This window comes from Pseudomonas sp. RC3H12 (genome assembly GCF_018596375.1).
GTDB lineage: Bacteria > Pseudomonadota > Gammaproteobacteria > Pseudomonadales > Pseudomonadaceae > Aquipseudomonas.
On the sequence record NZ_CP075595.1, the window covers coordinates 3,231,781 to 3,244,153 of the forward strand.

At 60.6% G+C, this 12,373-nt stretch carries 9 protein-coding genes; all 9 read right to left on the reverse strand.

Annotated elements, in window-relative coordinates; translation table 11 throughout:
- Positions 1–104: 104 nt before the first annotated feature.
- Positions 105–3,635 carry a glycosyltransferase gene (locus KHO27_RS14720; RefSeq protein ID WP_110702450.1) on the reverse strand — a complete coding sequence of 1,177 codons (3,531 nt, stop codon included), beginning with the start codon at positions 3,633–3,635 and terminating at the stop codon, positions 105–107.
- Positions 3,636–3,716: 81 nt separating this feature from the next.
- Complete coding sequence (locus KHO27_RS14725; protein WP_214500413.1) at positions 3,717–4,670, reverse strand: FkbM family methyltransferase; 954 nt, start codon at positions 4,668–4,670, stop codon at positions 3,717–3,719.
- A 12-nt stretch (positions 4,671–4,682) separates the two neighbouring features.
- Positions 4,683–5,711: an NAD-dependent epimerase/dehydratase family protein gene (locus tag KHO27_RS14730; protein ID WP_158539554.1), complete on the reverse strand. Its 1,029-nt coding sequence runs from the start codon at positions 5,709–5,711 to the stop codon at positions 4,683–4,685.
- Positions 5,712–5,749: 38 nt separating this feature from the next.
- Positions 5,750–6,619, reverse strand: coding sequence for a class I SAM-dependent methyltransferase (locus tag KHO27_RS14735; RefSeq protein ID WP_110702446.1), 870 nt, complete (start codon positions 6,617–6,619; stop codon positions 5,750–5,752).
- Complete coding sequence (locus KHO27_RS14740) at positions 6,613–7,443, reverse strand: SDR family oxidoreductase (RefSeq protein WP_110702444.1); 831 nt, start codon at positions 7,441–7,443, stop codon at positions 6,613–6,615. Before KHO27_RS14740 ends, KHO27_RS14735 begins: the two co-directional genes overlap by 7 nt.
- On the reverse strand, positions 7,436–8,491 hold the full coding sequence (locus KHO27_RS14745; protein ID WP_214500414.1) for a Gfo/Idh/MocA family protein: 1,056 nt from the start codon (positions 8,489–8,491) through the stop codon (positions 7,436–7,438). The genes KHO27_RS14740 and KHO27_RS14745 overlap by 8 nt, the downstream gene beginning before the upstream one ends.
- Positions 8,488–9,369, reverse strand: coding sequence for a sugar phosphate isomerase/epimerase family protein (locus KHO27_RS14750; RefSeq protein WP_110702440.1), 882 nt, complete (start codon positions 9,367–9,369; stop codon positions 8,488–8,490). Before KHO27_RS14750 ends, KHO27_RS14745 begins: the two co-directional genes overlap by 4 nt.
- Position 9,370: 1 nt before the next feature.
- Positions 9,371–11,215 carry a thiamine pyrophosphate-binding protein gene (locus tag KHO27_RS14755; protein WP_214500415.1) on the reverse strand — a complete coding sequence of 615 codons (1,845 nt, stop codon included), beginning with the start codon at positions 11,213–11,215 and terminating at the stop codon, positions 9,371–9,373.
- Positions 11,169–12,371 carry an FkbM family methyltransferase gene (locus KHO27_RS14760; protein ID WP_158539553.1) on the reverse strand — a complete coding sequence of 401 codons (1,203 nt, stop codon included), beginning with the start codon at positions 12,369–12,371 and terminating at the stop codon, positions 11,169–11,171. The genes KHO27_RS14755 and KHO27_RS14760 overlap by 47 nt, the downstream gene beginning before the upstream one ends.
- Positions 12,372–12,373: the final 2 nt, after the last annotated feature.

Genomic DNA, 12,373 nt, shown 5'->3' on the forward strand with positions numbered 1-12,373 from the left:
CCGTGCCGAAGATGGGGGTTTGAGGGGCTGCCCGCGAAGAGGCCGGAGCAGAAATACCGACAGACTCCCTCGCCTGATAGAAGCGCGAGGGAGTCGAGCCAGGCTCAATCCGCCAGCCAGGCCTTGCGCCAGTTGCTCAGGTTGTCGCCTTCGAGCATCCAGCCCTCCAGCACCGCGTTGCGCAGTGCATCGCCCGCCTTCGCAGTGGCATCCAGATCACTGATGTGCATGCGGATGGCGTCTACCCAGCCACGGAAGCGGTTTTTCACCAGCGTGACCGGCAGGTCGTTGTAGCCCTGGTAGCAACGGACGTCGCTGGCGATCACCGGGAAGCCGCAGGCGCCGTACTCCAGCAGGCGCAAGTTGCTCTTGCACTCGTTGAACAGGTTCTGCTCGACGGGAGCCAGGGCCAGGTCCAGGTTCATTCCGGCCAGGAACGCGGGGTAATGCTCAATCGAAACGCCCTCATGGAACTCGTGTACATAAGGCCGTAACTTGTCCGGACACATGCCAACGAACACCCACTCCACCTCGTTGGCCAACTCCCTGACTACGTCCGCGATCACTTCCAGGTCACCGGTGTGACTCGCCCCTCCCGCCCAGCCGACACGAGGCTTGCGCGACTGTCGGCGCAGGGCCTTGAGATCTTTCCAGTAGCGCGAATCCAGCGTGTTGTGCACAACCCGGATATCGTCATGAAGGCCGGCGAATGCTTCGGCCAACGGCTGCGTCGAGACGACAAACCGGTCCACGTAGCCCAGAGCGCGACGCAGGGAACGCACAATGTCCTTGGGCATTTCGGCCCGGTGCACACTCTTGAGTGGCAGGTTGGGCAGATAGTCGTCCAACTCGAAGACCTTGAAGGCCCGCGAAAACGCGTGCATCCGGCGCATGTTCTCGAGCTGCTGTTCGCCGATCTGGCGCTGCAACACGATGCTGTCCGGCTGGTAACGTTCAAGTTCTGCAGGCGTCAGGTGAGTCCACGACAAGTGCCCTTCGGCCAGCCCCTCTCGCCTGAGCGCATCGAACGGCTGGATGACCCGGTAGTTGCCACAACCCTGCCCATCCGCCGCATGGGCCAGGATCGTCGGCAGCGGCTTCCAGGACGACAACGGTCGCCAGCTCAGCCCTACGCACTCCAGGCCGAAGCCATTGGCGCAAGACAGCGAGAAGTTCGGGTTGTAATACGGATCTCGTGCCAGTGCAGGCAGCCAGCGGGCATACAAGGCGTCTTCTTCCTCGGCGCTGGCTGGCGTCGCGGCATCCTCGCTGAGCAGCAATTGCACGCGCGGTGTCCATACGTTCAGGTAGCCGGCACGGTGTAAACGCAGGCACAGATCAACATCCGTCCAACGCTGCAGCTCAGGCGTCTCGTCGAAACCGCCCACCTCCAGGAACAGGACTTTGCTCACCAGCAGACACTTGCCGCTCACTGCGACATAGTTCTGGTCGATCTGCAGGCGCTGCATATAACCGGACGCATCCATAGATTGACCGGCAAAGGCCTCGCCAACAGGGCCGTTCAGGCCGAGCACGAAACCGGCATGGCCGATGGTAGCGTGCCCCGTCACCAGTTTGGCTCCTACTACGCCGACTTCTTGGCGCATGCCGTGGTTGAGCATCTGCTGCAACCAGTCGTTATCGAGTACGGCAGCGCCTTCGTCCAGCCACAGCAGGAAATCACCACGGGCCTGCTCGGCGGCCTGGTTGCGCATGTGCGCTGGCGACATGCCGGCAGGGAAGCGCATGCAACGAATGGCATCGGTGCCGAGCTGGGCAACGCCGTCGAACCAGGAGCTCACTGCCGGGCCGGCATTCGCCGACGCTAGCAACACCACCTCGTAGTTTCGATAGCTGGTCTTCTCCAGAATGGTTTCCATGCAACGCTGCGCCCGTTCCGTGCTTTCGCCCTGGAGCAGGATCAGGATGCTGATGGGAACGTTGTCAGGAGCGCCATAAATCAACTCATAACGCCCAGGAAGACGAGACTCGACGCGAGCCTGCGCAAAGCCGCGCGCATGCAGATGGCGCTGAATGACCCCGCGCTCGTCCGAGCAGTCACGCATCGGCCGGGCATCGCTGATCAACAACGGCTCGCTGATATGCCCCAGCCCCTCGAAACCGTTGGACTCAATCAGGCGCAGGATGTAATCCAGCTCGAAAGCTCGACCCGCCTCCTGTCGGAAGCCGCCCATATCCAGCCACATCTGCCGGTTGAACAGCCAATGGCGCGATAAAACGGCAGGAAGGCTCAGCAGCAGGTCGAGATTGAGGTCCGGACGCAGCACTGCGCCCATCTCACCACTCTGCTCACGCACCACCTCATCGCTATACACTGCCCGGCAGCCAGGCGCTGCCAGCAGATCCAGCGCAGTCGTCAGCAGCCCGCTCTGAGTGAACTCGCCCCCTGCCTCGACCAGCATGAACCAATCAGTCTCAACCCCCCGCAACGCCTGCTCGATGCTGCGCAAAGGCTGAGCGGGATCCAGGCTCAGGCTACGTATCGCGGCATCGCTGGCGGTCGGCGCCACCGCATTAGTAGTAAGCACCAGGACATGCACAGGGGCATAGCGGTTGTGCTCCTTGCCCAGGCTCTTGATCGTCCGGGCCAGAAGCTTGCTGTCACCTTCACGGTCCAGCACCAGCACCGTGAATGCAGGTTCGCCACTGACGGCCAGATGTTCGGCGATCAGACGCTGCTGAACGCCACTGGGAACACGCTCGGCCAGCCATGGGAGCAATTGGCGCCGGCCGCTCTGGGCGGCACGTACAGTGGCGGCAGCTTGGGTGACCTCAATGAAGTGATCCAGTGCAGGCCAGAAATTGTCTTCGAGCTGTTGCCATGTATCGTGAACGAAAGGCAACGTCTGACGTGCCCTGTCGAGTTCTTCCGGTGAAGTTCCCCACGCGGCGCCAGGGCTCTGTGTCTCGGTGATTCCAATCCTTGGCGCATCCTTCTCGACGACAACCACGGTCAGACAGCCACACAGGCCCGCCTCGGTCGCCAGGGCGGACGAGCCACAGCAATAGAAGGTTTCACACTGCTGGAACAGATCGGCCAGATCGGCCCAGGACGCAGGCCATTGCGGAGTGATTTCCACTGCATCCGGCGGCAACAAGGAAAGATCTACCGAAAGCTCGCCTCGTCGTCCCTGGTAATAACAGACTTTGCCGGGAATGCGTTTTTCAGGATTATCCGGCAAACAGAAAACCCGACGATCAAAGGGCGGCAAGAGCATGACGCGATCACCAGGCATGTTCTCCTGCACGAGATCGCGTGAATAAGCGTAGAGGATATCATCCTCAGCAAAGCGCCCTTCCCCCTCGATAAAACCAGGCCGATTCAGGATATAACGAACCACCACGCCCCCTTGCAAGGGGTTTCCATCCACAATTTCCGGATACACGACGATAGGTTCAACACCCTGAGATCGATGCGCATCGATGACATCATCCGTCAGGCGCGGCGTCATGAACTCCGGGCACAGCTGCCGGGCGGTAACATAGGCTTCATGCCCAGAGCGAATAAGCGCATCACACAGCATGTGCAGAACACGAATGCCAGAGGAGCTACGCCGATAGTCCGGTGCATAGATGTAATAAGGCTGCGGGCGTTTGGCGAGCAGTTCACGCATTGACTCTGTCTCCGGCTTCATTAGGCCATGTCTTTTGCACAAGCAATTGCAGCATATATCCTTGAATAGAAAGACCCATGCTCACGACTGCCGCCACTGCTGAATGGCATCCGCATGCTTAAGCGGATGCATGAAAACAAAATTGGTCTGCGTGGTTTCTTCGGTAATTCGGGCGCACGCCTCAAGTTTGCCTTGTTCATTGAAAGCCCAGGCGCTGTAACCGTAGCCACTGAGCAAATCCAGCACATCATTCGGGTGATAACCGAATGCTCTAGACCATTTGCGCAGCAACTCCATCAGGATGATCGGCGTGCTATTCAAGACGCGCTCGGCCCCTTGAGCCACCATCAACTCTGCACCTTCAACGTCAATCTTGATCAATGCAGGCGTAATACTGCGACTGCTGCAAAACGCATCCAGCGTTGTAACCTTGCACGCCACATTGCGAACTGTCCCCTCGCCTCTGGACTGCCCCACCATCTTCAGGGATGTTGCCCCTGAAACATCAGGCGCAAAGAGGAAGTCGAACTCTCCCTCCTTGTCGAACATGCCCATGCAAATAGCCTCGACATTGACCAAGCGGTTAAGGCCGATATTTTTCTTCAGCGTCTCGACGGTAGACGGGATCGGCTCAAAGGCGTAGATCTGCGCGCTCGGACAGCTACGCCCCAGCACCAGGGAATACCAACCAAGATTGGCACCTACATCGATGAACACATCACCCTCTCGGAACACCGACTTGAGGAAGTCTGTTTCAGCAGTTTCGTAGCTACCAAAGTCCAGCAACGCGTAGGGCGTTGCATGCAGATCTACTGCGTCTATCAGCATGGAAATGTCATGGGCCGCAGAGCGCACCGAAACGCCCTCGCCGGTGAGGCGAACTTCTGCTACATCCGTGCCTGCCAGCAACGCCGGGTAGTCGAACAACCCACGGTGCTGCTCATTCAGGTATTCGGCGTACTGGAACTTGTCGATCTCACCGGCCTTGAACTTTTCTCGGGCCAGAATGAGACGATTCTGTTGATTTTTTTCCATGGTCATTACCGTTCAGGGCTGGAGGAAATAGCGCAAGGTCCGCTCGAACCCCGCTTCGGGCAGGATGGTCGGCCGCCAGCCCAGGCATTCCATCTTGGCAAGGTCAAAATGGCCACCTGCGCGGAACAGGGCTTGCCGCTCAGGGTTGGGTGGCAGGTGTTTGACTTGCAGACCCGGTTTCGGAGAAAGCCGCGCGATCAACTTCGCCAGTTCAAGAATGGTAATTTCCTGATCGAGCCCCACATTGTAGGCGTTCCCGCCCTCTCCTCTGAGCAACAGGATCAGGAAAGCCGCGGTGGTGTCAGCCACGTAGCAGAAGGGACGACTGCCCGAACCATCGCTATTGAGCACAATGTCCCGTCCAGCCAAGGCATCGGCAACGAAATCAGCAAACGAACGGCCATCGTCCAGCGCGATACCCGGCCCGTAGGTATGGGAAATCCGCGCCATGATCGCTGCCACACCATGCTGCCGGTAATAGTCGGCACACAAGGTTTCGGCCATCCGCTTTGCTTCGCCATAGCAGGCAGAAACATCCAGCGGGTCAAGGGTGCCGTAATCGCTTTCGGCGATAGCCTTGTCACTCTCGCCATGGCCATAAACCGCGCCGCTACTCATGAACAGCAGCCGCGCCCGTTGCTGCCTGGCCAACTCCAGAAGGTTGAACATGCCCAGCACGTTGGAGCGCACAGTGCCTATAGGGTCGGCAAGGTACTGCCTGGGGCTGCCGGCGCCCGCCGCATGGACAATGAAGTCAACCTGTTCCAGCGCAGGCAGCGGATCACAGACATCCTGGATTATTGGCCGGAACCAGTCGCGCCCGAACAGATGGGGAAAGCGCAATTGCAGCTTCTGCGGGTCACGCGCCAGGGCGTGGATAACCACCGGCTGCTCTGGCCAGCGCTCGCTCAACGAAGCAAAGAACTCAACCAGGTAGGCCGCCAGAAAACTGGTCGCACCGGCAATAAGCACATGCCTGCCGGCAAAGCGCTGCCAGTCTTCAGGGCGGGAAAAAATCAGCTCCAGGTCTTCGCTGATCACGGGATTGCGACGCGAGTCGCCAATAGGATGAGCCATTCTCAAACTCGCCTCGCCAGCACGCCCAGTACCTCACTGCGCGTCCATCCCAGTTCCACGGGTAGTCGCAGGATATCAACAACCTCCAGACCCACGCGCTGCAGCAGGCGGCGCATGGCGGTGTCGGTGAAGAAGTTGACATGCTCGTGCCAGTGTCGCTTGAGCGGCGCCAGTTCCAGGCTGCCTGGATGCTCACGAACCAGAGCCTCGTGTGGAACCTCCAGATACAGCAGTGTGTCGGTGCCGACGGCAGGCAGCATCCGCTCCACCAATTGCCGGGGGTAAGACACATGCTCCAATACCTGGCTACAGCACACCAGGTCGTAATGGGTCTGGCCTACCCGCTGGAGATCGACACGCTCGGCACCAGGCACCAACTCCACACCCGAAATATCGTGGATATGCAGCAGGCGATTGCGCGCTCGGAAGAGGCTATTGATACCGCTGTCCCCCCCCCAATCCAGTACCGCCGGAGCCTCGGGCAGATGTGGCGCCAGCCATTGCTCAACCTCGTCCAGGTAGGCGGCACGCTGGTGATAATGCCCCACGACGTTGGCATAGCCCGGTTCAAAACGGGTGCGCTGGGTGTTGTACAGCTCATCACGATAGTTGTGGTAGAGGGCCGCCATCTGCTCGTCGGTAAAGCGGTAGTCGAGGAACAGGCCACCACATTCCTGGCACTGCAGCGAGTTGCACAGGGTATATGCCATACCCTGACGCAAGTCACGCAGCCCCCAATCTGCCGTGATTTCCACCGGTTCATGGCCGAATACGCGCAGGGCAACAAAAGGCATCAGCACAGCGGGCGAGCGCTGCAGTTGATCACCATCACAGCAGATGCAACGCCTGGCGATCAGTTCGTGACTCACCATGTACTACGCCCCCCGTCCACTATCAGGTTGGAACCGTTCATATAGGACGAAGCATCCGAACAGAGGAAGGCGATGGCGCCACGGTACTCATCGGCGTCGGCCATCCGCCCGAGCGGGATCAATTGGGCCAGCTTGCTGACGAACACGTCATTCTGCCCCGCATAGACGCCGCCAGGAGACAAGGCATTGCAGCGCACACCTTGTTCGCACCAGTAGGTAGCCAGGTACTTGGTCAGTCCGATCAGGCCATGCTTGACCACCGAATAGGTCACCGGTTTGACCGGCTGCTGCTCGGCCTCACGGCCCTCCACCCGGTACAGACGCTGGTCCGGAGCGATCACGCCCAGGTCCGAGGCAATATTGACGATCACCCCGCCTCCCTGCCGGGCCATCTGCGCTCCGAACACCTTGGCGCAGTTGAACGCGCCGCCCAGGCCCACGTCCAGGTCCAGCCGCCATTGCTCCCAGGGGAAATGTTCGAGGCGGGAGAAATCCTTGTCGCCGGCACTTTCCACCTTGGGGTTGCGCGCGGCATTGTTGATCAGAATATCCACCCGACCGTAGCGGGCCATCAGTTGCTCGAAGGCCGCCGTCAGGGCAGCCAGATCAGTGATGTCAGCCACCAGGGTCAACGCTTGGCAGCCGGTTTCTGCAGCCAGCGTCGCGGCGTTGCTCGCCAGGGCTTGCGCATCGATATCCAACAGCACCGGCACGCCACCGAGCCCGGCGATGGTGGCCGCGTGCTGGTAGCCCAACAGACCGGCACCGCCGGTAATGACCGCCACCCGGCCGTCCAGACGAAACAGGGATTGCACACTAGCCATGCACATTCACCTCGTCGAGTGCGACCTCTCGCCCCTCTTTCAGGGAACGCAATGCAGCCAAGGCCAGGCGCAGGCTCTGCAGCCCGTCGTGCAGGCTCACCGCCGGTCTGGCGCTGCCATCCAGGCAGTCGAGGAAGTGGCGGGCCTGAGCCAGGAACATGTCATTACGGGCGAAGTCGGGATAGTCGTTCTGCTCGTGCAATTCGCCCTCGGCGCCATAGATGCTCAAGTGATTGGCCAGCAGATCGATCTCAGCGTAGCCACTGTCACCGACGATCTTGAAGCGACGCACCGGCGGACGTTGCAGATAGTCCTGATGCAGCAGAATGGGGAAACTGCCGTCAGCACCATCGCAACGCATCAATGAGGAAGCAGTGTCTTCGACGTCGATCTCCAGCTTGCTGAGCTGACCTCCGTGGGTGACGATGCTGCGTGGCAAACCAAAGAACCAGTAGATCAGGTCCATCTCGTGGATCTGCGACAGAATCACGCCGCCGCCCTGGTCGGCACGGGCGGCATACATCTGCCGGTAATCCTCATAACGGTGCCAGTTGGGCAGGTATTCACCGATCTCCGAACGAACGCTCAGCAGACGGCCGAAGAAGCCCTCCTCCAGTAGCACCTTCAGGCGTTGCAGGCCGGGGTGGAAACGGAAGTTGTAGCCCACGTGAAACAGCAGGTTGCGTGCTTGCACTTCGCTGAGCAGTTGGTCAATGCCTGCCAGATCGCTGGCCAGCGGCTTCTCCATGAACACCGGCACCCCGGCACGCACACATTTCAGTGCCACCGGCACATGCAGCGCGTTGGGGTTGCAGATGAAGGCCGCTGCCGGACTCTCGGCGAGCGCCTCGTCCAGGTCGTGGTGAACCCGTATCCCATACGCCTGCTCAAGGTCGGCGCCTTTGTCGACGGTGAGATTGTCACGTAGCTTGATACGCTGGCCGCGTACCCGGTAGGCATGCACCTCCAGCTCATCGCCGAGCAGTTGGCGCAGGTTACGCAGATGCCGCTGGCCGATGCCGCCCAGACCGCAGAACAGGATTTTCACGATGCTTTTCTCCCGTTGAGTGCACCACCACGCAGCCAGTCGGCTGCCAACGCAGCCATGCCGGCGAGCCAATGCGGCTCATCGCCAGCCTCGCCACGGGCGACTTGCAGCACGAAGTCGCCCCGGTAGCCAACGCGCAGCAACTGTTCGCGCAAGCTGCAAAAATCGGTATCGCCCTGCCCCAGGGGCACGGTACCTGCACCCAGGCGGCGATCCTTGATGTGGAAACTGCCGATGCGTTCTCCGTAGGCGGCAAATTCCTCTTGCGGGCAGTAGCCCAGGGAAGCGCTGTTGCCGGCGTCGTAGTTGACCTTCACCAAGGGATGCTCAAGGCGCTCAAGCAACTCACGGAAGGCCTGCGGCGCCAGGTCGGTCTCCAGATGCAGTTCGACGCCGTGAAGCTCGGCCGTAGGCAGCACCTGACGAAGGTTGTCCACCACCTGGTCCATCTCGGCAGCGTCACGCATGCGCGAAGCATCAACGAACGGCAGCACGACTCGGCCCACGCCCATCTGCGGGCATAGCTCCAGCAGCCACTTCAGTCGCTGGAGCAGCTCTGCGTTCTCGGCTGCACTACACCGCAACAGCGGACGATCCATGAAGTAGTCCGCGCAGATGGACACCACTGATACGCCGTGCTGCGCCAGCAGCCCGCGCAGCTCCTCACGACCGGCAGGGGTCTCCAGAGGGTTGGCTCCTTCGCCGAAGAGGTCGTAGATCCACTCGATGCCGCGCAGGCCGATTTCTGCTGCGCGCTCTATCTCGAGGCGCCAGCCTTGGCGCGGGAAGGATTGGAAGCGGCCATCCTGCGGCGCACCCAAACGGCCCTGCATGGTGTACAAGCCGGCATCGGCGTATTGGCTCAGGTAGTCACTCATATCAATCATCCAACAGCGGAATCAGCATATTTGCGCGCAATTCGTCGCGCTCGAGGAAGGGGAAGAGATCTTCCAGGGGGCTGGAGACCATTGCACCGTTCTGGCCGATTTTCGAAGTGATGCGCGGGCCGATGGCCTGGTCAAACTCCACCATCACCTCGCACAGTACCGGGCCATCCAGTGCCAGCGCCTCGTCGATGGCCTGACGCAGGTCGCTCTTGCCGTCGATACGCCGTACTGGCAGACCAAAAGCTGCGCCCAAGGCGCTAATGTCTGGAAGCGTCAGGCCGGAATCCGGGTCGCAACCAATGGTTTGCTTGAAGTACCCCCCCTGAGACGCACGAATCGAGGCATATCCGTTGTTGTTCAGGACGAAGTATTTGATCGGTAGGTGCAACCGGCGAACCACTTCCAGCTCCTGGATATTCATCACGAAGCCACCGTCGCCATCCACCGACACGGTACGTCGGCCGCCGCTGCCAAGGCAGCCGCCAATCGAAGCTGGCAGACCGTAGCCCATGGAGCCCAGGCCACCGGTGGCTACTGCGCGCTGGCCCCGCTTGAGGCGCACCGATAGCCAGAAGGTATCGAGCGCCGCGCCGGAGCTGCCCGGGATGATCTGGTCGCCTTCAGCCAACGCCTCGGACAGGGATTCGCTGAACACATAGGTGTTGACGTAGTCGCCAGGCTGTCGATATTCCGGTAGCACCACCGGGTAGGCCGCTTTCCAGGCGCGGCAACGCTCTCGCCACGCCTGGCAACCCAGAACCTGATCGCCGCAGGCGGCAAGCAGTTGCTCCATGAACACCCGAGCATCGCAAATGAAATGCTGATCCGGCATGTCGCCAAGCTTGGCGACCTCTGCCGGGTCGATATCCACCACCACGATGTCGGCCTTGCGGGCAAAGTGCGTGCGATTGAACCCAGTGATGGAAAAGTCCATCCGACAACCGATGGCTAGCACCAGGTCGGCGTTCTGCACACTGAAATTGGCGCCGCGCTGGGCGACCGTGCCGCAGCGTCCGACATAGAGCGGATGCTCATGTTCCAGCAAGTCTGCGCCGATCCAGGTGGTCAGTGTAGGAATACCCAAAGCCTCGATCAGCTCGCGCATCGCCGCCTCGCCCCCTGCGGCGTGTACGCCGTTGCCCACCAGCAGCACCGGGCGCTCGGCCTGGCGCAACCGCGTTACCAGCACATCGAGAGCCTCGGCATCTGGTACGACCGGCAGGTCAGTGGCTTGCGGCACATAGCCTTCCAGTTCGCTGGGGTCGACCTCGGTCGCCTGCACATCCAGCGGTACGTCGATCCACACCGGGCCTTTGCGGCCGGTGAGCATCAGATAGAGAGCCTTCTCGAGCTCATAGCGCACTCGCTGCGGGTCCAGCAGGCAAACGGCGTACTTGGTCAGCGGCGTGACCACACTGACAATGTCCAGCTCCTGGGTACCCAGCTGGCGCAGGCCACTCTCGCCCTTGAGGTCGGCGCGCTTGACCTGGCCGGAGACGAACAGCGCCGGGGTGGACTCGAACCAGGCGCCGGCCAGGCCGGTGATGGCGTTGGTAGCGCCAGGGCCGGAGGTCACCAGGCAGGCGCCGAACTTGCCGGAGGTGCGCGCATAGCCCTCCGCCGCAATGGCTGCGCCCTGCTCATGGAGCATGCTTACGGCGCTCAGCCGCGGCTGGCGGAACAGCGCGTTGTTCAGGTGCATGGCTCCGCCGCCGGGCAGGAAGAACACATGCCCGACGCCCTGGTTGGCGATGAACTCAAAGATATAGTCGGCGACACGCATGAAGTCGTTACTCGGCGATGGAATGCTGGGGAAGGCGATCGGCAGGGACGGCATAGAGCACCAGATCCCAGCCCTCGGCCAGATGCGGACAGAGCGTGAAGTGGTAATGCGGGTAATACTCGTGCAACTGCAGCAAAACACTCCACAGATGGTTCTGCTCGTGGTAGACGCAAACGGCGACCACCGGATGACGCTCGCTGATCAGCTTGCGCCCACCCGCCAGGCACTGTGGCTCGAAGCCTTCGATGTCGATCTTGATGAAACTCGCCGGAGCGATCCGGCAGGCCAGATCGTCAATCGTCGTGATCATCACCTGCTGGCTGCCGCGCCCCACACGACTTGCTGCGCCGCTGCCATCTTCGATGAGAATCTCGCCGTTGCTGTCGCCGACCGCCAGGGCATGAGCGAACAGCTTTCGGCCCTGATCTGCCTCAAGTTGGCTGAGGTTGCTGCTCAATTCGGCAAAGTTGGCTGGAGAGGGCTCGAAGGAATGGATCTCGCGATAGCTTCGCCCACTTTCGAGATACTCCACTACCGAGTCGCCATTGAATGCGCCAATGTCATAGAGCACTTCGTCCGCGCAGTCGCTGCTGAAATGAGCGTCGAAATAGATGGACAAGGGCGATGCGGGAGGCAACAGGTCGTGGTCCAGGGTAAGACGCCATTCGACATGATCAACGAACAGCTGACGCGAGGCCTCATCGTCGATCAGGGCAAACGCCCGGCGAATATCCTTGGCCTCAGCGGCGGCTTTCTCCGGCAGATCCAGGGAATAGTGCGGGAGGAAATGCTCGGGATAGCGCCAGGCCAGATGGCCGAACAGTGCGATACGCTCAAACCCCAGTTTGCGCAGAGGCGCCAGGCGATCGGTCATCCGATCACTGATGTGTCCACTCCAGATGGTACAAATGATCGAAGGCAGCTTGCCGTCGTACTGCTCCGCCAGTTGAGCAGGACTCATGACCGGCACCGCATCGATATGGGTTCCCCAGGATGCCGGATTGTTGTCGATAAACGCGCAAGGCGAAAAACCCATTTGCTTCAGCACGGTTTGCGTCTTGCGCCCTAGATGGCTGGCACCAAACAAAGCGAAGGGTTGCTCCAGCCCACCGATCAGCCGCTCCAGTGTATGGTTCTGACGCTCTCGAATGGATGCCAACGGCTCGCCCAGCAGGGTTTCCAGCCGATTACTCAGGCTCGAATTGGTCATGG

Excerpts from the sequence above, each read along its gene's own strand:
- KHO27_RS14720 (WP_110702450.1), bottom strand. The coding sequence starts at position 3,635 with ATGCGTGAACTGCTCGCCAAACGCCCGCAGCCTTATTACATCTATGCA.
- KHO27_RS14725 (WP_214500413.1), bottom strand. The coding sequence starts at position 4,670 with ATGGAAAAAAATCAACAGAATCGTCTCATTCTGGCCCGAGAAAAGTTC.
- KHO27_RS14735 (WP_110702446.1), bottom strand. The coding sequence starts at position 6,619 with ATGGTGAGTCACGAACTGATCGCCAGGCGTTGCATCTGCTGTGATGGT.
- KHO27_RS14740 (WP_110702444.1), bottom strand. The coding sequence starts at position 7,443 with ATGGCTAGTGTGCAATCCCTGTTTCGTCTGGACGGCCGGGTGGCGGTC.
- KHO27_RS14750 (WP_110702440.1), bottom strand. The coding sequence starts at position 9,369 with ATGAGTGACTACCTGAGCCAATACGCCGATGCCGGCTTGTACACCATG.
- KHO27_RS14755 (WP_214500415.1), bottom strand. The coding sequence starts at position 11,215 with ATGCCGTCCCTGCCGATCGCCTTCCCCAGCATTCCATCGCCGAGTAAC.
- KHO27_RS14760 (WP_158539553.1), bottom strand. The coding sequence starts at position 12,371 with ATGACCAATTCGAGCCTGAGTAATCGGCTGGAAACCCTGCTGGGCGAG.